This is a genomic window from Gottfriedia acidiceleris (genome assembly GCF_036421055.1).
Taxonomy (GTDB): domain Bacteria; phylum Bacillota; class Bacilli; order Bacillales; family Bacillaceae_G; genus Gottfriedia; species Gottfriedia acidiceleris_C.
This window is the reverse complement of sequence record NZ_JAZGQS010000015.1, coordinates 61,919-83,409: the sequence shown is the minus strand read 5'-3', so window position 1 is coordinate 83,409 and position 21,491 is coordinate 61,919. Positions and strand designations below refer to the sequence as shown.

Annotated in this window: 25 protein-coding genes and 1 other annotated feature; of the genes, 6 read left to right on the top strand and 19 right to left on the bottom strand. The window is 31.3% G+C overall.

All coding sequences use genetic code 11. From position 1 onward, the window contains the following. Positions 1-60: 60 nt before the first annotated feature. Both RAH41_RS19310 and RAH41_RS19305 read left to right on the top strand, forming a co-directional pair. Positions 61-474: an Rrf2 family transcriptional regulator gene (locus tag RAH41_RS19310; protein WP_331224833.1), complete on the top strand. Its 414-nt coding sequence runs from the start codon at positions 61-63 to the stop codon at positions 472-474. 112 nt (positions 475-586) lie between these two features. After that, positions 587-922, top strand: a complete 336-nt coding sequence (locus RAH41_RS19305; RefSeq protein WP_331224831.1) for an IDEAL domain-containing protein — start codon at positions 587-589, stop codon at positions 920-922. A 178-nt stretch (positions 923-1,100) separates the two neighbouring features. On the opposite strand, the gene RAH41_RS19300 is transcribed toward RAH41_RS19305, so the two are convergent. The 5 genes from RAH41_RS19300 to RAH41_RS19280 all read right to left on the bottom strand — a co-directional run bounded on the left by RAH41_RS19300 (position 1,101) and on the right by RAH41_RS19280 (position 6,140). Beyond that, on the bottom strand, positions 1,101-2,009 hold the full coding sequence (locus RAH41_RS19300; RefSeq protein ID WP_331224830.1) for an SH3 domain-containing protein: 909 nt from the start codon (positions 2,007-2,009) through the stop codon (positions 1,101-1,103). A 216-nt stretch (positions 2,010-2,225) separates the two neighbouring features. After that, positions 2,226-3,701, bottom strand: a complete 1,476-nt coding sequence (locus tag RAH41_RS19295) for an MDR family MFS transporter (protein ID WP_331224828.1) — start codon at positions 3,699-3,701, stop codon at positions 2,226-2,228. Positions 3,702-4,025: 324 nt separating this feature from the next. After that, positions 4,026-4,274, bottom strand: coding sequence for a DUF3243 domain-containing protein (locus RAH41_RS19290; RefSeq protein WP_098843777.1), 249 nt, complete (start codon positions 4,272-4,274; stop codon positions 4,026-4,028). 156 nt (positions 4,275-4,430) lie between these two features. After that, positions 4,431-5,294 carry a DegV family protein gene (locus RAH41_RS19285; protein WP_331224825.1) on the bottom strand — a complete coding sequence of 288 codons (864 nt, stop codon included), beginning with the start codon at positions 5,292-5,294 and terminating at the stop codon, positions 4,431-4,433. A gap of 177 nt (positions 5,295-5,471) precedes the next feature. Beyond that, entirely contained in the window at positions 5,472-6,140 is a 669-nt protein-coding gene (locus RAH41_RS19280; RefSeq protein ID WP_331224823.1) for a DUF6944 family repetitive protein, read from the bottom strand. A gap of 108 nt (positions 6,141-6,248) precedes the next feature. After that, positions 6,249-6,512: a binding site (T-box leader), on the top strand. A 76-nt stretch (positions 6,513-6,588) separates the two neighbouring features. Between RAH41_RS19280 and lysS the strand changes: the two genes are divergently transcribed. Beyond that, complete coding sequence (lysS, locus tag RAH41_RS19275; RefSeq protein ID WP_331224821.1) at positions 6,589-8,163, top strand: lysine--tRNA ligase; 1,575 nt, start codon at positions 6,589-6,591, stop codon at positions 8,161-8,163. Between the two features lie 53 nt (positions 8,164-8,216). Here the strand turns inward: lysS and RAH41_RS19270 are convergent, their stop codons facing one another. Further along, positions 8,217-8,369, bottom strand: a complete 153-nt coding sequence (locus tag RAH41_RS19270; RefSeq protein WP_165347078.1) for a hypothetical protein — start codon at positions 8,367-8,369, stop codon at positions 8,217-8,219. Positions 8,370-8,518: 149 nt separating this feature from the next. On the opposite strand from RAH41_RS19270, the gene RAH41_RS19265 reads away from it, so the two are divergent. Further along, positions 8,519-9,028 carry a hypothetical protein gene (locus tag RAH41_RS19265; RefSeq protein ID WP_331224820.1) on the top strand — a complete coding sequence of 170 codons (510 nt, stop codon included), beginning with the start codon at positions 8,519-8,521 and terminating at the stop codon, positions 9,026-9,028. Positions 9,029-9,110: 82 nt separating this feature from the next. On the opposite strand, the gene RAH41_RS19260 is transcribed toward RAH41_RS19265, so the two are convergent. From RAH41_RS19260 to RAH41_RS19240, 5 genes are all read right to left on the bottom strand, one after another. Beyond that, the gene (locus RAH41_RS19260; protein ID WP_331224845.1) at positions 9,111-9,728 is read right to left on the bottom strand and encodes a rhomboid family intramembrane serine protease; all 618 of its coding nucleotides are present in this window, start codon (positions 9,726-9,728) and stop codon (positions 9,111-9,113) included. A gap of 229 nt (positions 9,729-9,957) precedes the next feature. Continuing rightward, positions 9,958-10,899, bottom strand: coding sequence for a serine hydrolase (locus tag RAH41_RS19255; RefSeq protein WP_331224819.1), 942 nt, complete (start codon positions 10,897-10,899; stop codon positions 9,958-9,960). Positions 10,900-11,082: 183 nt separating this feature from the next. Then, on the bottom strand, positions 11,083-11,700 hold the full coding sequence (locus RAH41_RS19250) for an NUDIX hydrolase (RefSeq protein WP_331224818.1): 618 nt from the start codon (positions 11,698-11,700) through the stop codon (positions 11,083-11,085). Between the two features lie 238 nt (positions 11,701-11,938). Beyond that, positions 11,939-12,703: an exodeoxyribonuclease III gene (locus RAH41_RS19245; protein WP_331224817.1), complete on the bottom strand. Its 765-nt coding sequence runs from the start codon at positions 12,701-12,703 to the stop codon at positions 11,939-11,941. Beyond that, positions 12,700-13,320, bottom strand: a complete 621-nt coding sequence (locus tag RAH41_RS19240) for a 3'-5' exonuclease (RefSeq protein WP_331224815.1) — start codon at positions 13,318-13,320, stop codon at positions 12,700-12,702. Before RAH41_RS19240 ends, RAH41_RS19245 begins: the two co-directional genes overlap by 4 nt. Positions 13,321-13,482: 162 nt before the next feature. On the opposite strand from RAH41_RS19240, the gene RAH41_RS19235 reads away from it, so the two are divergent. Together RAH41_RS19235 and RAH41_RS19230 are read left to right on the top strand one after the other, a co-directional pair. Further along, a complete protein-coding gene (locus tag RAH41_RS19235) occupies positions 13,483-13,890 on the top strand; it encodes a CidA/LrgA family holin-like protein (protein WP_331224814.1) in 408 nt (135 codons plus the stop codon). Then, on the top strand, positions 13,877-14,566 hold the full coding sequence (locus tag RAH41_RS19230; protein WP_331224812.1) for an LrgB family protein: 690 nt from the start codon (positions 13,877-13,879) through the stop codon (positions 14,564-14,566). Before RAH41_RS19235 ends, RAH41_RS19230 begins: the two co-directional genes overlap by 14 nt. Positions 14,567-14,702: 136 nt before the next feature. Here the strand turns inward: RAH41_RS19230 and RAH41_RS19225 are convergent, their stop codons facing one another. The 8 genes from RAH41_RS19225 to RAH41_RS19190 form a co-directional block, all read right to left on the bottom strand. After that, the gene (locus tag RAH41_RS19225) at positions 14,703-14,960 is read right to left on the bottom strand and encodes a hypothetical protein (protein WP_331224811.1); all 258 of its coding nucleotides are present in this window, start codon (positions 14,958-14,960) and stop codon (positions 14,703-14,705) included. Between the two features lie 115 nt (positions 14,961-15,075). Continuing rightward, the gene (locus RAH41_RS19220) at positions 15,076-15,966 is read right to left on the bottom strand and encodes a GNAT family N-acetyltransferase (protein WP_331224810.1); all 891 of its coding nucleotides are present in this window, start codon (positions 15,964-15,966) and stop codon (positions 15,076-15,078) included. A gap of 16 nt (positions 15,967-15,982) precedes the next feature. Continuing rightward, positions 15,983-17,212, bottom strand: coding sequence for an MFS transporter (locus RAH41_RS19215; RefSeq protein ID WP_331224809.1), 1,230 nt, complete (start codon positions 17,210-17,212; stop codon positions 15,983-15,985). A 222-nt stretch (positions 17,213-17,434) separates the two neighbouring features. Next, on the bottom strand, positions 17,435-18,052 hold the full coding sequence (locus tag RAH41_RS19210; protein WP_331224807.1) for a TetR/AcrR family transcriptional regulator: 618 nt from the start codon (positions 18,050-18,052) through the stop codon (positions 17,435-17,437). 174 nt (positions 18,053-18,226) lie between these two features. Continuing rightward, positions 18,227-18,538, bottom strand: coding sequence for an MTH1187 family thiamine-binding protein (locus tag RAH41_RS19205; RefSeq protein ID WP_097978604.1), 312 nt, complete (start codon positions 18,536-18,538; stop codon positions 18,227-18,229). Positions 18,539-18,788: 250 nt separating this feature from the next. After that, complete coding sequence (locus RAH41_RS19200) at positions 18,789-19,718, bottom strand: D-2-hydroxyacid dehydrogenase (protein ID WP_331224805.1); 930 nt, start codon at positions 19,716-19,718, stop codon at positions 18,789-18,791. A 372-nt stretch (positions 19,719-20,090) separates the two neighbouring features. Then, positions 20,091-20,813 carry an amino acid ABC transporter ATP-binding protein gene (locus tag RAH41_RS19195; protein ID WP_331224803.1) on the bottom strand — a complete coding sequence of 241 codons (723 nt, stop codon included), beginning with the start codon at positions 20,811-20,813 and terminating at the stop codon, positions 20,091-20,093. After that, positions 20,810-21,466, bottom strand: coding sequence for an amino acid ABC transporter permease (locus tag RAH41_RS19190; protein WP_331224801.1), 657 nt, complete (start codon positions 21,464-21,466; stop codon positions 20,810-20,812). The genes RAH41_RS19195 and RAH41_RS19190 overlap by 4 nt, the downstream gene beginning before the upstream one ends. Positions 21,467-21,491: the final 25 nt, after the last annotated feature.

Sequence of the window (21,491 nt, the reverse complement as noted above, 5' to 3'; positions counted from 1 at the left end):
CAGTACTAAATATAATCACGACGAAAATATATAGAAATTAACGATTTTAGGAGGCAGACCATGAATAGTGATTTCACTCTTGCCATTCATAGTTTAACTTATCTTGCGCTGCAACCGGATCGGATGTCTACAAGTGATGCAATTTCAGAGAGTGCCTGTGTCCATCCAGTTCGTATTCGTAAAGTGCTTAGTTTGTTAAAAAAGCATGGATATATAAAATCGAAGGAAGGATCTGGTGGTGGGTTTATTTTCGCCTTAGATTTAAATGATGTAAATCTTTGGGATATTTATTTAATCACCTCTGAGGGGGCGCTGCAGCCTAAGTGCCCTGAATCAAATGAAAAGTGTGTTGTTGGGGCAAATATGCAACATGTTCTTTTTTCTATTTTCTTAGGTGCAGAAAAACATCTTGGGGGATATTTAAAACAATATACGATTAAGGACATTGTCGATCATATCAAATGTGAGAAGTGAAGGCTAAGCCTTCTTTTATCCAAAGTGTAATAAAAAAAATTACAGTTTGTTCAAATAGCTGTAATCATCACAAGTATTTTAACTTGTAACTCTAAACAAGAAGGTGGAAAAGATGAACGTAAATAATGATTCTATTTTAAAAATAGGTGACTGGGTTAAGGGGATATCATTGCATGGAGAATTAGTAATAGGTTATGTTGAATCAATTACTATTCTTGATGAAGTAGTAAAGGTAAATGTAATAACTTCAGATAATAAAACGACTGTTGGAAAGAGTATTCAGATGCTAAATAAAAACGTAAAGAAAATGCCTGATTCGAAAGTGACAAACAAAGAACAAATTCACTTTCTAATTGACTTGGCCCTTTCAACGGGAGATGAGGATTGGTTTAATGAGCTATCTTCACAGTTAAAATCAATGAAGCAACTTGTCAATAGTGTAAAATAAAGCTTATAAATCAGAAGTAATAAGAGTTCCAAAAGGTTGTCTTTATAGACAGCCTTTTTAAGTTTGAAAATTGGCCTTCATCTAAACGATAAACAAGAAGCTCATTTTTGAATTTAATCTAAAAGTTAAGTTAAAAACATAAAAAACTGATCAAATCTTTGACCAGTTTCAAATCATATTAATATTGAGTTAATTTATTCAATGGTGTTTGAATAATTAGTGGTTTTTTTGCAGGATCTAACCATTTTAATATGGATACAACATTTGTTTTAGATGTGGCTGTGCAGCCTGCAGTATATCCTGAAGTTCCAGCTACGTGAAAAAAGATTGCACTACCTTTCCCTGGGGTTCTCTCAGTATTATAGTTAATAATAAATCCATAATCATATTGAGAAATATTCATCTTTTCGGCAGTTTTCCATCTACCGTTATTTTCTGATGCCAATTGCCATGTATTATATAATTTACTTGTTGAATCATCTACAAAAACATCATTTGAAGTAATTTTTCGGTAAGTCAATTTTGTACCTGGATTTGAATATCTACCGAATGCTGTTGTAATTGTATATTTCCCTTCAGGTGTTTCATAATCACCCTCATGCTTGCTACTAATCATGCCGTTTTTACCGATCACACCTGAATATGTATGTAATTTTTTCCAACTAGTACTGCTTTTCTCAAATGTTTCAATTAATACATTTCTTGTACTTTCATTTGCTGCTGACACAATAATTAATTGCTTTGAAGTTCCTAAAGTTTTCATCTTATTTACAGTAGTGGCAGAAACAGTAGTTGGGGATTTTTTTATATATTTACTTGAAACCCATCCAGTTTTTGTTCCACTTTTTATTTTATACCAAGATCCACTTGTGCTTGTAATCGTAACTTTCGCACCCTTTTTAAGTGTCCCAATTACTTTATAATTAGTACTGGGACCACTTCTAATATTTAAAACTGATGCAGTTACAGTACCGCTTATCGTCGCTGCTTCCACGGTCTTAATTGAACTAGGAGTAGTATTTCCATAGAAAAAACCTCCAGTTAAAATTGATAGTGCCAAAGTTGTTTTGCAAATACTTTTAATCATTAAATCAGCTCCATTGTATAGTAAATCTATATTCGAGCTTTATTATACATAACTAATCTTACATAATAAGTACTTTTTTATTACAATTTAATTAGTTTTATAACATTTCTCTTAAAATTGTAGAAATTATTAAAATTCTTTTTATACTATATCAATTATAATCAAATATGACAAAAAAAGAAGCCAAATATTAAATTTTGGCTTCTTCTTTATTGATTAATGACCAGCCATCATTGAAGATTTTGACTCGTCAAGATCTGCTTTTGACACATCTGCATCTTGCACTTTTGGTTTACGTAAAATTATTGCTAACAACGCTCCTACTAATGCGATACCTGCAGCAAGTAAGAATGTATCACCAAATGCTGAAATCATTGCATTTAAAGGATTCGTTGTTTTTGCCATATAATCCTTTGTACTAGAAGTTAAAAATCCAGCCATACCTGCTACTGCAAATGATACCATTACTTGCTGAGCAGCTGCTGTTAAAGGAGTTACACGACTTACTAAATGTCTCGGTGCAGATTGTAATACATGTGTATTAATCGGCATCATTGATAATCCCATTCCAGCACCCATCATAGCAAGTGTTAACATAATAAATGTATTCGATGAGTCAACTGAAATTTTAGAGAAAATGAACAGTGCAGATGTGATAATTGTTAAACCAACTAACGCCATCGGTCTAGCTCCAACTTTATCATACATTTTACCACCAATTGGCATCATTAAAGCTGATGCCAATGCTTGAGGTAACATAATTAAGCCCGTTTCAAATGCCCCATATTGCTTAACTGTTTGTAAAAATAATGGAACAATTAGGAAAGAACCAAATAAAGCAATTTGCATAATCCATGTAATTAAAATACTTCTAACAAAATCAGACGATTTAAATACACGTAATTCAAGTAAAGGTTGTTTTAGGCGAAGCTCAACAAAGATGAAAAGTAATAATGCAACACCACCAACTATTAAACCTGTTAATGTTCCTTTTGAAGTCCAACTTGTTGAACTTTGACTAACACCATAAGCTAACATTGAAAAAGCGATTGGAGCAATTATAATTCCTAATCCGTCTAAAGCAGGTACTGATTTCGATTCAAAATTAGGTAAATATTTAGCTCCAATTAGTAACGCAATAATACCAATTGGTAAATTAATTAGGAAGATCCAATGCCAAGTAGAATACTCTACGAACCATCCTGAGATAACCGGACCTAAAGCAGGTGCAAGTAACATAGGAATTCCAAGCATCCCCATAATTGATCCAATTTTTTCTGGAGGAGCTAATCTAAAGATAATTGCCATCCCGATTGGTGCAACCATTCCTCCACCAATTCCTTGTATTACTCGAAATAAAATTAATTGTTCAGGTGATTGTGCTACAGAACAAAGAACTGAACCAATTGTAAAAAACAAAATCGTTAATAAGAATATTTTCTTAGCTCCAAAACGATCAGACATCCAACCTGCAAGTGGTATAACTGCCGATAATGCCAAAGTATATCCTGTAATCGTCCATTGCATTTTTGTTAAATCAGATTTAAAATATTCGGTAATTCCAGGTAATGCGACATTTACTACCGTACTATCTAAAATAACCATGATCATACCTACGATAACTGCCATCATTGGACCAATAATCGTTTTAACACTAAACGGCGTGTCTGCCGAGTTTTGCTGATTATTCATATATTATCCCCATTTCTACTATCTATTTTTGTTAAGCTGTATTGAAATTCGTTCAAATTTCTATTCTATTTATAAGTGCTTAAAACCATTTTTTGATAAGATCAAAATTTGAACAGAAAGTCTATCATACAAAAAAACAATTAAAATGTAAATAGTAATTGTCCTTACCTACTACGTAAACAGTACTCACAATAAGTACAGTATATGTTAATTAAATGTCCATTTCAAGTTTATTTTTTAATTATATTTGCTGATTTTTTTGTAAATAAAAAATAGCCCTTATGATTCTATTCACTGGGCTATTTTTTAATCACACTATTTTACTTATTTATTTTTAACATACTTCATCATTAGATGAGCAATTGTATGTTGCTCTTGTTCATCTGCAACGTTCCAAAGGTCTTTTAAAATTTGTTCTTCAGCATTTTTTGGTTCTACTTCATTTGCTAAATAATTTCCTAAGCGATATGCCATTTCAGAAATAGCACCTTCACCAACACCTTTGTCACCAGTTGCTTCTAATCGATCACCTAAAAAATCTTTCCATTGATCCCAGTTATCTAAAATTGACATCGTTTTTCACCTCATAATAATAGTTGTTGAAGATTACATAAATACTATTTACCTTTTTTGAAGTAATTATGTATGAATTATTATCCGGGTAATATTGTCAGAAAATTAAAACAAAAAGAGCTAACATCATTTTGCAGAGTTAGCTCTTTTTTTGTTTTAATTTTTATTTTCGTTCATAAAAAATATCGCTAAAGTCCCTGGCCCTGCATGAGCACCTATTGCAGACCCGATTGAATTAATGACAAATTCCTTACATCCAAAAGTTTCTTCCATCGCGTTTTTAATTTCAATTGCTTTATCTAGATCGTCTCCGTGTGAAATACCAATTAATTGAGTTGACAAATTTGTCCCGCGAGATTCCGTAATTTCAAGAATTCTTTTTATTAATTTTTTCGAACCTCTAATTTTTTCAAGAGGAATTAATTTTCCATCTTCAACGTGTAAAATCGGTTTAATATTTAATAAATTACCTACAAAACCAGCCACTTTACTTAAGCGACCTCCACGCACCAAATATTGAAGGTCATCTACTGTAAAGATATGTTCAATATGCCCGATGCTATTGTTTATATTATTAACAACTTCTTCTTTTGTAGCTCCGCTCATCGCAAGCTTTGCAGCATTAACAGCAATTAGTCCTTGTCCGATTGATGCACTTTTTGTATCAAATATCTCTAAATCAAAATCAGGAAATTCCTCGTCAAACTCATTTTTTACCATTACTGCAGATTGATATGTACCTGAAAGTTCAGAAGAAAATGCAATATAGATACATGGTGTATTTTCTTTTGCATATTTAACGAAGGTATTATAAATATACTCATATGACGGAAGGGACGTTTTAAAAACTTTTCCATTACGCATTTCATTAAATAAAGTCTTTGAATCCAATGTTAAACCATCAAAATATTCTTTTTCATCTTCTGAGTATACTCGTAGTGGAATGACATCAATGTTATACTGTTGAATAATCTCCTTTGGTAAATCAGCCGCACTATCCGTAATTATTTTTAAATTCATCTAATCATACCTCTGTTTCAAAAAATTGGTTTAATCTATTTAAACTGATAAATTCTATTTTCTCACAAAATGTTTATACAGAAAAATAAAATGTTTTAATATAATTTTAATAATATTATTTGCTATAAACTAATATATACCTTCTTTTTTTCATATTCTTCACAAAAAATTAGTAATTTACCATTCGAACTGTTTATTTGGATAATAGCCATATCGATATTCTAACTGTTCGTTTTCATATTCGCTTCTTTTTTTGCGCAGTGCATAGATAATTAAAACTGCTCCGAAAACTTGTACCCAACTACCAACTAGTAATAAATCTTCTCCTAAAATAATTTTATCACGTAGTAATGCCGCATTACCAATACCGTCGATTAAAGCGCCTAAACCGATTAATTGATTGCCATAAGCCTCAATTTTATCTAGTTGACTCCCCTCAATTAAAGCTCCAGTTGTTTCAATTTGAGCACCTATTGATTGAATAACACTTCCAAGCGCATTTAATTTATGCCCTTCTCTTTCCATGCCTTCTATTTCTAAATTTGTTGCAAAAGTATTTGTACCGTTTCCTATTGCTTGAATCCAAGCACCAATCATCATTGTTAATTCAAATTCTTTTTCTTTTTCACTTCCATTTTCTTCTTTTACTTTCTTATATAATTTTTCTCTTCCAATTGCTTGTATGCTGTTGCCAAATGCTTCGATTGCATTCCCTTTAGCGAATAAACTTCTACCAAAGTTTTCACTTACGATTTTTTTACTTGAAACACCAACAGCAGCCGTTGATGTACCAAATAATAAAAAATATGCACCGATTAGGGGTAAATCATCAACTAAATCCCTCAATTTAGCACCTCCTATTCAAACAATATTTAAATTAGTTTATTCAACTTTAAATTTAATTGACAATTAATATTGTTTTGATTAATATAATAACAATTAATATTTCGACATTTAAATGCTATGAAGAGAAAAGTAATAAAGCTAAAATTATTTACAGAGAGCTCCTGTTTGCTGAAAAAGGAGTAATAATAAACTTTATGAAAAAAGACTTGGAGCTTCGTATGGAACTAAAGTTTACTTTAGGGATGCTACGACGGGTTCTCCCGTTATAGAGATAGGGTATAAGCATTCGTGCCGTACCTAAATAAGGTTGGTATGGTGACATATCAATAAACTGGGGTGGTACCACGAAGTTCACAAACTCTCGTCCTCAAGATGATTAAAATCTTGGGGGTGGGAGTTTTTTTAATTGATTTAGAAGGTTAACTAAAAATAATTTTGAGGTGAAAACATGCATTGGGCATATAAAATCGCAAATGAATTAATTGAAAAATATCCGAATAAAGATACTTATGTATGTGCATCTGGCATAAGTCCATCCGGGTCGGTTCATATTGGAAATTTCCGTGAAATCATTACAACTTATTTTGTTGTGAAAGCTTTAAATAATTTAGGTAAGAAAACTAGATTTATCTTTTCATGGGATGATTTTGATCGTTTTAGGAAGGTCCCTACTAATATTGATCCAACCTATCATCAGTTTATTGGCAAAGCTTATTCAAATATCCCTGATCCATTTGGCTGTCACTCAACATTCGCTGATCACTTTGAAAAGGAATTTGAAAATTCCTTAACTGAACTAGGCATTGAGGTTGAGTTTATTTATCAAAATAAAGAGTACAAATCCGGTAGATACAATGTTGACATTATACACGCTATTGAAAAAAGAAAAGAAATTTATGATATTTTAATGAAGTTCAAAACAAGTGTTCCAACTGAACAAGAACGTAACGATTTTTACCCTATTACTCTGTACTGTGAAAATTGCGAAAAAGATGATCCTTCCATTACACAATATAATAATGAAAGCAAAATGTTAGATTATACATGCCGTTGTGGATTTTCAAATCAATTATCTGTAGAAGTAGCAAACAATATTAAATTAAACTGGAAAATTGATTGGGCTATGAGGTGGATGAAAGAAGACGTCGTATTTGAACCTGGCGGAAGAGATCATTCATCTGAAACCGGTAGTTACAACGTTTCAAAAGAAATTGCTAAAGCCATTTATAACTATGATGCACCTCATTATACACCATATGAGTTTATTGGAATAAAGGGTCAAAATCAAAAAATGTCTAGCTCCTCTGGTCATTTAATAACCCTTGCTGAGTTATTACAAATTTATTTACCTGAAGTGATTCTCTTTATGTTTGCTAAATATAAACCAACAGCAGCATTTAATATTGGTCTTGATGAAGATGTCATTAAAAACTATTCAGAATTTGAACGGAATCAATCAAATTATATTGATCAATCTTTATTTGATTTAGATATTTGCCAATCGGTCGAATTTGCACATACCAGTAAAATTGATAAAAAATATCCAAAGTTCAATCATGTAGCTAGCATTCTGCCTCTTGTTAATTTCAATATAGATCTATTAAAAGACATATTTGTTCAAAATGGAGAAACTTTCTCATCCATTGAGATAGAGAAAATTAGTCATATGGCTGAATATTGGATTAAAAAATACAATCCACAAAAAAATATAATGGTAAACGACAAACCAGCGAAAGAATTTTATCTTTCTTTAACCGTAGAACAGCAAAATTGGTTGAAAAATTTATGTGACTATCTATTAAATAACGAGCACCAAGATCAAACTGAATTAATGAAAAAATTATATTCGATTGGTTATCATGATGATAAAAAAATAATGAAAGCAAATCAAAAAACTTTTTTCATAATGATCTATCAGCTTGTTTTGAATAGAAAAAGTGGGCCACCTATTCCATTGTTGTTTCAAGCTGTGAATAAAGAGCAGTTAATCAATTTATTAAACTTCAACGCAGGTTCAATTTAAAAGCTAACAAAAAATAAAAATGGACTCGGATTTTTCCAATCCGAGTCCCATTTTTATTGAATACGATTTTTAAATGCTTCTTCTGTTACAATATAATCTTCTTCTCGATCTTCATGTTTACGGTCTTCAGGAGCGACTAGTGATCCTTTTGGATGAGTTGGTTCATGACCTTTTTTCTTATGATTAAAGCTTTTACCTCTTGCCATTATAAAATCCTCCTTAGTTAAATCATCATTTATAATATGAGTATTTGAACTTTAACTTATAGATGGTAGATTATTACAAGGAAGATTTTTATTAAGCTGAAATTAATGATATGATAAGAAAAGGACTTATTAATAGCCTGAGGTAGACGATGAAAAAAGAATTTGCAATCAATATATCAAATCAGATTAAAAATTGGATGGTTTCATCTTATTCTTTATTTACTATTGAAGAAATACCAACAACTTTCAATACATTACAAAATTTTCAACAATGGACAAACGGTAAACCAATTGTTTCAGCCTTTCATTTAAGTAAAGTCGAAGAAGAAAGCTATTATTTACTATTTCTCGACTGGCATCGAAATGAAAATTATTATTTAGTCATATATGTTGAAAATAAATCAACTACCGCTGCAGAAATAAGAGAAATTCGTGAGCAAGATGGACAATTCTCTTTAGTTTGGAAATATAATCCATTGAAAAGGGACGGTAAAAATGCCGAACGAAAAGCTTATTTCAAACAAGTATTTGGTTCACTTGAAGTAGTAATACCAGTTCCGAGTACTCCTATTGAAGTTGAACGATTTTTTAATAATCTCTACAAATTATGTAGAAACCGCCAAACAGCAGACCGAATTATCGATTTATATGATTTATAATTTAAAAAACAAACCTAGTCCAATACCGAACTAGGTTTGTTTTTTAAATTATTTTAACATTATTGTTTTTCATTTATGTATACTAAACATTTACAGAGTTTTGAAACCTTGCACCCTTTTTTAATAATAAAGGGGTAATGATAAAACCAATAATCATACCTGCCAAGTGACCAGTTAAACTTGTAGACGGGATAATTAATGAAGATAGTAAACCAATTCCTAAAAATGTTATGACAAACTTACGATCATCTGAAAAGAGCATCTTTTTTCTAAATAATGCAATAAATAAATACATTCCTAAAAAAGCATAGCCTACACCGGATGCCCCTGTTTCAACTGTATTAGGCGAATAGTTAAAATTAATTATAATTCCTGTAAGAATAACCGATAATAAATAAAATATTAAAAATTTAACCGAACCTAACGCTCTTTCTAATGGTCTACCTAAAATAATCATAAAAGTCATATTCATAAATAAATGAGCGTAACTTCCGTGCATAAATGCATAAGTAAAAAGTCTCCATATTTCACCTTGTTTTACTAATTCATGCTCATATCCACCTAAATAGATGATATTTTCAATCGTATATCCACCTAAAAATGTCGTAATGATCGCTAAAATAGTACATAAACCAACCATAAAAGTTGTGATTGGATATTTCCTAATAAACGTTTTGAAGTCTTCTGTCACCAAAAACATCAATCTTCTTCCCTTCTTGGAGCTGTTATCAAGTTGTATTTCTATTACTAATTACTTAATTCGACATTTTTAAAGTAAATTCCTATTCTCAAATAAAAAAATCATGCAAAATTTAGAAGAAGAAATATGTGTACTGGATAAAATGTATCTTAAAAAGATTAAATGAAAGAGTAGTATTCATCATAAATGATTAATTTTTGGTCTATGTATCTACCTTTCATCACATTTTTTAGTACGATTCATTTGTTAATATTAAAGGATAGTATTTTTGAATGATTTTTAATGGGGTAAAAGTATTAATATATTTTGCACTTGTAAAAACAGCTACAAATTGATTTTTTGGTGAAATAAAGATGAATTGGCCTCCATAACCCATAGCAAAATAAATCGTTGAATCAAGATCCCTTAACTCATTATTTTCTAGCACCCACCAATGATAGGCATATGAACCAACATGCGGATACGTGTGGTACTTCGCTCTTGTTGATTTTTCAATCCACTCACTTGAAATAATCTGTCTATTATTCCATTTTCCTTTTTGCATCATTACAATCCCAAGCTTCAGTAAATCATCTGTCCTTAAACTTAAGCCAAATCCACCGATATTAATTCCTTTTGAATCTTCATGCCAAATAAACTCTTTTATGCCTAATGGATCAAACAACATTCGTTTTGCAACAGTAGATAGTTTTTCTTTTGTTACGATCTGAATAATTGCACTTAATAATTGAGATGCCCCAGAATCATAAATCATTTTTTCACCTGGTTTATTAACCATTTCTTTTTCTAGTACATACTGGACCCAGTCCTTACTATTAATCATTGGGAATGGTCGCCCACCCCATTCTCCCCACTCTTGCCAATCATAACCAGCTGTCATTGTGAGCAAATGTTCAATCGTAATGTTTCTTTTTTCCGTTTCAATATTTGGAAAATAGTTAGATATTGGTACATCAACACTTTCTATCAATCCTTTATCAATTGCAATTCCTATTAACATTGATAAAACACTTTTTGTAACAGAATTAATTTTGAATAATTTTGTTTCACTCTTAGAATTTTTATAAAAATGAAATTTAATTTCACCATTTTGATAAATAAGGCAAGTAGAAATACGTTCTTTTTTTAATTCATTTTCAAGTTTTACATAGTTCATTGAATTTATTTTCAAAACATTTCACCTTTCTAGTTGATATAGTAAGTCAATCTATTTTAATTACTTATTCTAAATATGTATATTTTTCATTCATCCATCTCAAAAAAACTTTGTACCCATTAAAATAAAATCGAGTTGCAATATAGCAACTCTAAAATGTATTATTTCATATCTTTACTATTTTCTTTTTATATTTCTTTAATCAAAATAAGTTTCTTTTTTAGGATTTTGATAATACTCAAACATTAATTCAATTTGAGATACAGTATTTCGATTAAGAGAAAGGTCTGGTAAATTCTCTTTATCGAAGAAATCAATATCACATGTTTCTGTTCCAATTGAGGGATTACCCCCAACAATTTCACATTGTATAAATAATTTGTAGTAGTGATATGAATGAGGTGGATGGTCATGCTTTGTCATGTCTAAAACTGCTAGTAGTTTCTTCGATTCAACTTTATATCCGGATTCTTCAAAAATTTCTTTTACTACATTTTCTGAAGCTGATAATCCAACGTCACAAAAACCACCTGGTAAAGACCATTTATTTTCTAGCTTTTCTTTTACTAATAAAATTTTTCCATTTTTAAATACGACACCTCTAACATCAAGCTTTGGTGTAGGGTACCCCCGTTCATTGCGAAACAATCCCTCAATTTCTTCAATTTGTAATTCTGAATAATGATTTAAAATATCAGCACTTATATGTCTTAGTTCTTCATATCTTTCTTTATCAAAAACATCTTTCGTAAAGGTCAATCCTGCTTGAGAAATTGCTTGGATTCTCTGTGCCCATTCTAGCCATTTCATACTCATAGGAATCCACATCCTTTTCTACTTTTAAGTAGTTTTACAAACATTTTAACTTTGTCCTAAATGTAGTTTACGCATCATTGCCTCTCGTTGACTTACTAAATGCCTATATAAAAAAAGAAAGCTCTAAAACGTTAGAGCTTTCAGAGTGCCTGCCTAACGTTCGCTTTCTTCGTTTTTTTGCGCCTTAAAAAGAGCTTGCAATCAATCTGAAAATCAAATTTTTGTACTTTGTCTATATTTAAACGATCGAATCTTCCATCGTTAAAACAACGGGACAGTGGTCACTCCCCATAATGTGGGAATGAATTTCTGAATTTATGAGTTCATTTTGTAGTCTATTTGAAATAATAAAATAATCAATACGCCATCCAATATTTCGTTCTCGGACTTTTGCCATATAAGACCACCAACTGTATGAACCTTCTTTAGTTGGATTTAAAAATCGAAAGCTGTCAGTATAGCCACTTTCTAATAATGTTGTCATTTTACCTCGTTCTTCTTCCGTAAAGCCAGAATTGGTACGATTTGATTTTGGATTTGCTAAATCGATTTCATTATGTGCGACATTTAAATCTCCACATAAGATGACAGGTTTTTGTTCATCGAGCTTATTTAAATAGTTTTTAAAATCATCTTCCCATTTTAATCTTATTGGTAATCTTGCTAAATCTCGCTGAGAATTAGGCGTATAAACATTTACCATATAAAATTTCTCGAATTCTAAGGTTAATACTCTACCTTCTTGATCTTCTTCTTTACCGTTAAATCCAAAACTTACATTTAATGGTTTATGTTTCGTAAAAATAGCAGTACCTGAATAACCTTTTCTTACTGCAGAATGCCAAAATTGATAATAACCGTCTAATTCTAAAGTTATTTGATCTTCTTGGCATTTCGTTTCTTGTATACAAAATAGGTCCGCTTTTTGTTCATTAAAATAATCTAAAAATCCTTTTTGTACACATGCTCTTATTCCGTTTACATTCCAAGAAATGAATTTCATATTTTTTTCTCCAATTTACGTTTAGGTTTCGGTTTAACTAATGATGAACGATAATCAAACTGATGAATTTGTCCATGATAAATTGAAGTTTTCTCATATAACTCTTCGAATGATGAAATTTCATATTCCTTCGTTAAATGAAGAAATATTTTTGCGCAAGCTTCAGCATCCGCTAATGCATGGTGGTGATGATCTAATATAATACCGAATTGACTCGATAAAGTATCTAATGAATAACGAGATTGTTTTGGCAATACCTTCTTAGCAAGCTGCAGTGAACATAGTAAATTATTTAAAGCTGAAGGAACACCATATCTTGATAAATTATCTTTTAGGGCATAACCATCAAATGGTAGATTATGTGCTACTAATGTTTTCCCCTCAATTTTATCTTTAATCGTTTGATAAAATTCTGGGAAAAGAGGTGCATCTTGTACATCTCTTGGCCTAATTCCGTGCACAGAAATATTCATTGAATAAAAATCTTCTTCAGGATTAATTAGTGAGTAAACTTGGTCAACAATTACTCCTTCTTCAACAAATACAAAACCGGCAGCACATATGCTATGTCGATTGTAATTTGCCGTTTCAAAATCAAACGCTACAAATGATTTCATATTATCTAACTTCCTCTATTTATATTATAAATCTATTATAATCTTTTTTATAAAAAGATGCATTTTTATCATAACGAAAAAAATTCACATTTTCGCCACAATTTATTGTAAAATAATAAGATTAATAATCTTTTAGTTAGTAAGAATCAAAGGGTGTTGAAAATGAATTTTGTAAAATTAATTGTTCAAATAAGCTTTCTTTACTTATTATTTTTTATTGGAAATATAATTCAGCAACAATTTCATCTGATTATTCCGGGAAGTATTATTGGTATGTTGTTATTATTTTGTTTACTATTTATACCATTCTTTAACGAAAAATGGATTCGAAATGGTAGTAATTTTTTAAGTAAGCACTTAACGCTTTTGTTTATTCCGGCTACTGTAGGAATCATGAACTATTCTTCTATTTTAAATTTTCACGGTTTAATTTCTATTTTAATTGTACTAGTTAGTACAGCAGTTGTCTTTACGATTACTGCAAGCATTAGTTCGTATCTTACTTCGAGAGCCCATAAAAAGCAAACAAATGATTTATTAATTGGGAGGGATACGAATGAAGGACATTAAAAGTTTACTATTTATCCTCTTAACCATTATATGTTATATTCTTGCTAAAAAAATGTACGCTAAATTCACATACTCGCTATTGATTCCGATTGTTACCTCTACTACAGTTATTATCATCATTCTTGTAAATCTTCATATTACCTATGAATCGTATATAATTGGAGGAAAATGGATTAATTTACTTTTAGGTCCTGCTGTAGTCTCTTTTGCGTATCCATTATACGAGCATCGAGCAACTTTAAAGAAACATTGTATTTCAATAGTAGTTAGTGTTATTGCAGGAACAATTGTCGGTCTACTTTCAGGTGTTTACCTATCACTATGGCTCGGATTAAAAAAAATCATCCTGCTTTCTCTAGCAGCAAAATCAGTTACAACCCCTTTAGCTATGGGAATCACGTCAATAATCGGTGGTATTCCTTCTTTAACGGTTGTATATGTAATGATTGCTGGTATTTCAGGATCAATGTTTGGGCCCGCAATTCTAGCAAAACTTAAAATCGACCACCCTGTTGCGATTGGCGCATCATATGGAATCTCATCACATGGAGTAGGTACAGCAAAAGCAGCAGAATATGGCAAAATAGAACAAGCAATCAGTTCAATAGCAATGACGCTTAGTGCAATACTTGCCTCTATTCTTATTCCATTTATCATAAAATTAATTCTGAAATAAAAATTCCCACAAGGTACTGATTTTCCTTGTGGGATTGTTTTTTTATTACGATGTTTTAAATATGTATATTTAAAATAAAAAAAGGTGTCTCAAAGTACGATGACTTATGAGACAACCAATTCAATGTTTTTTTAATTTACCAAGGTCTTCCCCAACCCCATGGACGGCCCCAGCCCCATGGACGATAAAATCCCCAAGGTCTTCCCCAGCCCCATGGACGGCCCCAACCCCATGGACGATAAAATCCCCAAGGTCTTCCCCAACCCCATGGGCCAAATGCCGCTGCACCAAGAAAAAACGGAAAGAAGAATGGGAAAAATCTTTCGTCCTCTTGTTGGGCTACTCCAGAATATGGATAATATGGTTGCTCAATCTGTTGACGATAATCATACATTTTAAATCACCTCCATACTATCTAATGTACGGAGATTCGCTCAATTAGGAGCAAGGCCATGTAGATAGGCAAAAGTACAAATTCTGAAGCGATGAGTACTCTCACTCAATCCTTCTTATCTTAATAGTTTGTACATTTCATATTGAGCTATTTTTTCTTTCTTAAATTCTAGTTTATGCAAGAACCCTTCAAGGCTATTGTTATTTGGGGTTGATGTTGAGAAAGATTTTAAATTTAGTTCACTAGTTGCAAATCGTAATAAGCTAGTTGCTATTTTTCGATTACGGTATACTTTATCAATTAGTAGGGCGCTTATTCTTCCATTTTCATTAACTGCTAAAGCACCTATATTTTCATCGTTAACACTAGCTAGAAAGTAAGTAAAATTAGGTAGTTTTTCTAAATAATCAATGTCATTTTGCCAGTTTATATGATAGTCCCACTTTATCATTGTTTCTTTGAAAGTATTAAATTCAACTTTATTAATTTCTGTACTAGATTCTATTTGTATTTGTTGTAAACTTGATAAATCTGATTTAGAAAAATAACTAATGTCATAAATCTTCTCGTATCCAAGTTTCTTATAAAAATTAATTGCTCGATCATTTCCAACAATTACTTCTAGGAATAGTTGTTTACACCCGTTTTTCTCTGCTTCTTCTTTATGCAGTTCAAATAATTTTTGGCTAACACCTAATCCCCTATAATCTGGACTAATCGCCAAAGTTCCACATCGCATTGTTTTAATCGTTTCATACATTTTAATACCGCCTAAAATCACACCTACCGCTTCATTTTCATAGATTGCTACGAAAGAGTGCTCAGGTTTATTACCTTCTGGACCAAAAAACAAATTTACAAACTGTTCCTTAGAATAATTGAATTTAACGATATAATCTGAAAAACCGATTGAAAATGCTTGATAAGCAAATTCAACGTCTACTTCACTACATCTAACATAATTTATTTTTTCTACCTCAATATTTTTCTTAAATTTTGATTCCATCTAATCACGTCCTTTTTTATTTAGAAATGATAACTTCATTTTCATGTTGTAGAATTTGATCATCATTAAAATCAAATCTTTTCTTATATAGAAAGTAACTGGATACACATAAAATCATGATAATTAGACTACCATGAAACAACCAAACAAGATGTGGCATTGATAAAAATGATAATAATGGTGATGCGGCTACAAAACCGATTGTAAAACCAACCCGATTTAACAAATTTGCGACTCCGAAGATTCTACCTCTTATGGAATTATCGGTTTTTTGAATCATTGTTGAAAAATAAGTACCAGCTGCATTATCAAAAAAGCCTGTAAAAAATGCGAAGAAAAATACGATCCATAAAATTTGATTCGATAAAAATAAAATAAACCCGATCGATGTTAAAACTGAAGTTCCAAAATACATAAAAAGATATTGATTTTTTAGCCAAGAGACTTTAGGAATTAACCAAGTCGAAAGGATTCCTCCAATACCCCAAGTTCCCCAAATAAGTCCTTGATAAAATGTTGCATGTTCTGAGCTAATTTTTTCTGCTAATATTGGTACTCCCACATTATGTGAGCTTGCTGAGAATGTTTGAAATAGGAATACGATGAATACAATTACTAAAAGCGGCTTCATTAGCACATAAGTTTTTACTTCTTTCAAATCAATAAACAGTTGTATCCATTGATTGTTTACACCTTTTTTAACCGTATTTTCCCATTTATAAAAGATTAGAACAAATGCGGATAAGAAATAGGAAAGGGCATCTATTCCAATGATTACACGATAATCTACAACCGTTGATAAAAATGCTGATCCTAAAAATCCAATAACCATACTAATTGCTGCAAGACGTGAAATTAAAGCATTTATTTTTAAAATATTTTCTTCACCAAATATTTGAGGTAAATCCGCACTAAAACTAACTGAAAAAAAGCTTCCTAATGCACCTATGATAAAGGCTACAATCGCAAACATGAAAGGCGAAGGGAAAATACATAAGGTAAGAATACTTATTCCTCTAGTAATATCGCTGAATATCATTAGCTTTCTACGATTATATCGATCCGCAATTACACCAGAAAATAAACTTGTTAATATCCCTCCACAAACACGAAGAGCTAACACCGCAGCCAGCCATGATGTACTTTTCGTCATCGAGTAGATCACTGCGTTCATAACAACCAATTCCATCATACTACCTATATCCGAAAACGCCTTTGTGTATAAAAAATAGACTTTCTTTCCCATTAGAATCCCTTCATTCTACCAAAATTAACATTTCAATACATAGATAGACAAATAATTCTAATTTGAACTGAATTCATCAATATTCCTCCTCTCTAATTAAAACTGACTGTTAAGTTTATTTTATTCTATGAATAGTGTATGTTGTTTTCTTTATTTTTAACATAAAAAATTTTCTGAATTTTAAATTTAGGTAGGAAAGGATTCGCCTTCTCTACCTAAATTTTAATTTTGAATGACTATATAAGACATAATCATTTCTTCTGCGGCTTTAAATTGCGCTTTGTAAATGTCATCATCTTCTACAACCGAATAATGTAAGCAAATGCCATCGATATTTGCCCAAAACAAACTAGAAATAATATCAGGATCGATTGTTTTCTTAAATTCACCAGATGTAATTCCTTGTTTAATAATTTCACTTAAAAATAAACGGTATTGATCTTTGTACCTTTCAATCATAATGGCTTGTAGATTTTCATGCCTAGCTGAATTAATCCAAAACTCCATATGGACTCGAATCATATTTCGCCATTTTTCTGTTAAAGAAATTTCACTATACATTTGAAATAACTCTTTTAACTTATCTTTTGATGAACTAATATTTTGAAATCGTTGATTAATTTTTTCAAAAGTTTGGACTGTTCTTTCTTGCATTAATGTTAAATAAAGCTCTTCCTTACTTTTAAAATAGTTATAAATTAATCCTTTACTCGTTTTGGAATATGCAACAATATCATCCATTGTTGTTGTATGATATCCTTTTTCTCCAAAACATTTTAATGCACTTTCAAGAAGACTCTCTCTTTTGCGTTCTTTGTAATCATCTGAGACTTTTGGCATTGAACACATTCCTTTACTTAATAAATATATTTAAACTGACTGATTAGTTTAGTTTATCAACTAAATTTTGGAATTTCAAGAGAATATTCGTAATAATCACACGATTAGACTCGAATTTATAAAAAAAGTGACTAGAAGTTGTTAAACTTATCTAGTCACTTTATCTAGTCAAAATTAGTTTTGTTCAAGTTTTGCTTGAACAGAAGCTAACTTACCTTCCATTGTACTCTTCTTATCACGACGATCATCAATTCGAATAGTCGTTGCCACTCTTGAAATTCCATTTTCAAATGGTACCTCATGCATTTCTTGTACGACTTTTAATAATAACGGTAACTCGCCCTCAATAATTGTATTCATTGGTGTAAGCTGGAATTTTACTTCGCCATTATACTTTTCTAAAACTTTATGTATATTTGCTACATACGCACTTACACTAGGTGTTTCTGTGCCAATTGGTACGATTGAAACGTCAATAATTGCCATTTTTTGTATTCTCCTTTTTTATCAATTTGTTACTTGTCTATCCTAACATGTTTGTTATCATAAAGAAAACTCAACGATTGGTGAACTTTATGGCGAAGACAAAGGCGTAGAAGCACTTATATTTAATTCCTAAAATTTGCAACTACGTCTAGTCCCATCTATAGCTGCATATTTATAATTTCTTAATTTGAAAAAACTTAACTATTCAGTTCCTTGCTGCCAAGCCTTAGACCAATTCTACAGCAAAAAATTAATATCCCTTTTCAATCTTCACTACATTTCTTAATTTCTCGTTGTTTTCTAATGATGAAAGTGTATTGACAAAACATTTTACTCCATCAATTGGTAAAGTAACTGCTGAAATATGTGGTGTTATTTTTACGTTCGGCATTTGCCATAAGTCTGAATCGGCTGGAAGTGGTTCAACAGCAAAAACATCTAAAATAGCTTTTCGAATATAACCATTATTCAAAGCTTCCTTTAAAGAGTCCTCATGTACAGTTGCCCCTCTACCAACATTTATAAAACCAACTTTATTTAAATGTTTAAATGTATTCATATCTAATATATTTCTAGTTTCATTTGTAGACGGAAGAACACTAATAATCCAATCTGCGTGAGCTAAAATTGTCGATGCATCTTGAAACGGCACTATTTTTTCAAAATTTGTTTTTTGACTACCACTCATAGAAACTCCATATACTTTCATTCCAAAGCTTGATAAAACCTTTCCAATATGCCCCCCAATTTCACCTGTACCATAAATAACAACTTTTTGCTCTTCTAAAGATTTTGGAATATGGAATTCCCACTTATTTTCATTTTGTAAATTTGAAAATTGTTCATGTAATTGTGAATCCTGGAGTATGTAACTTAAACAATATTGACTCATTTTTGGACCAAAGACATCAATCGTTCGTGTTAATAGCACATCATTTTTCCATTTAATTTTCATGAAACTATCTACGCCCGCTGCTAATGAATGAACCCACTTTATGTTTCCAAATTCAAAATTTGGTGTTGGACGAAAACCAACAAATGTATCAGCCCACTCGTAATCTTCTTTTGTTACTTCATCTTCAGGTAAAAAACGAAACTCTTTTGATAGATTATGTGATTCAATTATATCTTTTAGTTTATGATGAATTCGGCTAGTCACTAGAATTCTTTGAATTTCCATTGTCCTACACTCCTTTTTTATCTTAAATAAATTTTAGCATATTATTTCGAAAAGAATGAAAAGAAAACACTTCCAATAATAAGATAGGGATAAAGACCCTTTCCTCCAATCGATTGGAGGTATCTAGGCAGTTAATTGCTGTTCTGTCATTTTTATTTGCGATTTTCAATATTTATTTGCAGTTAGACCTTATTTTGCTACTTTTCATCCATTATTTGCTGAGTTTTACTGCTTATTTGCGATTTCACTATGACTTATTTGAAGTGCAGCTCATTCCTAATTTCACTATATTGACTGATTTTCAAATCTTATTTCTCATAAAAAAAGAGGCTCCCTAAAAAGTAGGACAGCCTCAACTGTTCAATATCTGCCTTATAATACTTTACTTAAGAAACTTTTCGTGCGCTCGTGTTTTGGGAAATCAAATATTTGCACTGGACTGTTTTCTTCTACAATATACCCTTGATCCATAAAGATTACGCGATCACCAACTTCACGAGCAAAGCCCATTTCGTGTGTAACAATGACCATTGTCATTCCTTCTTTAGCAAGTTGCTTCATAACCTCTAAAACTTCACCGACCATTTCGGGATCAAGGGCGGATGTAGGTTCGTCGAATAACATAATTTTTGGTTCCATTGCAAGTGCTCTTGCGATCGCAACTCGTTGTTTTTGACCACCAGATAGCGAGTCAGGATATACATTTGCTTTATCAGATAGCCCTACTTTTTTTAATAGTTCTAGAGCTTTCGTTTTAGCAAAATCATTCGCTCGATTTCTTACTTTTTTAGGTGCTAGAGTAATATTTTCTAAAACTGTTAAATGTGGAAATAGATTAAAATGTTGAAATACCATGCCAACTTCAGTCCGAATTTTATTTATATTTGTTTTTTTATCGGTAAGATCGACGTTTTCGATAAAAACTTTACCCGCTGTTATTGTTTCTAACATATTTAAGCATCGAAGAAAAGTTGATTTACCAGAACCAGAAGGACCGATTACAACACATACTTCACGTGGTTGAATTGTAATATTGATATCTTTTAATACTTCTAGCGAACCAAATGATTTTTTTAGTTTTTCTACTTTAATCATCCTGTAGTCAACCTTCTTTCAATGCGATTTAAAACAAAGCTTAATGTTAATGTTAGGACTAAATAGATTACTGCAGCAGAGATATACGGCTCCCACACTTTATAATATTGCCCCTGCATAGCTCTACTCCAATACATCAGTTCAGGTGCAGCAATTATAGCTGCAATTGAAGATTCCTTAATTAAGACAATAAATTCATTTCCAAGTGGAGGAATCATACGTTTTATAGCTTGAGGCAAAATAACATGTCTCATAGCTTGTACATGCGTCATACCTAAGGAACGAGAAGCCTCCATTTGTCCCTTATCAATTGATTGAATGCCAGCACGAAAAATTTCAGCAATATATGCTGCTGCATTTAATGAAAGTGCAATGATTGCGGCTGCTATTGCGTTTGTCTCTCCTATAAAATATGGAACTACTCCAAAGTGAATTAATAAGATTTGTACAAATAACGGTGTTCCTCTAAAGAAATTGATATACCAAACAAAAGGTAGTGCTAACCATTTATTTGATTGCATTTTACCTAGTCCAATAAATAAGCCAATTATTGTACCTAAGAATATTCCTGCTAAAGATAAGCCAATTGTTAATCCAGTTCCTTTAAGGAAAAACGGTATGTATTCTTTTACAATTCCAAAATCAAATCCCATTTCTTTTCCCCCATTTAGATAAAAT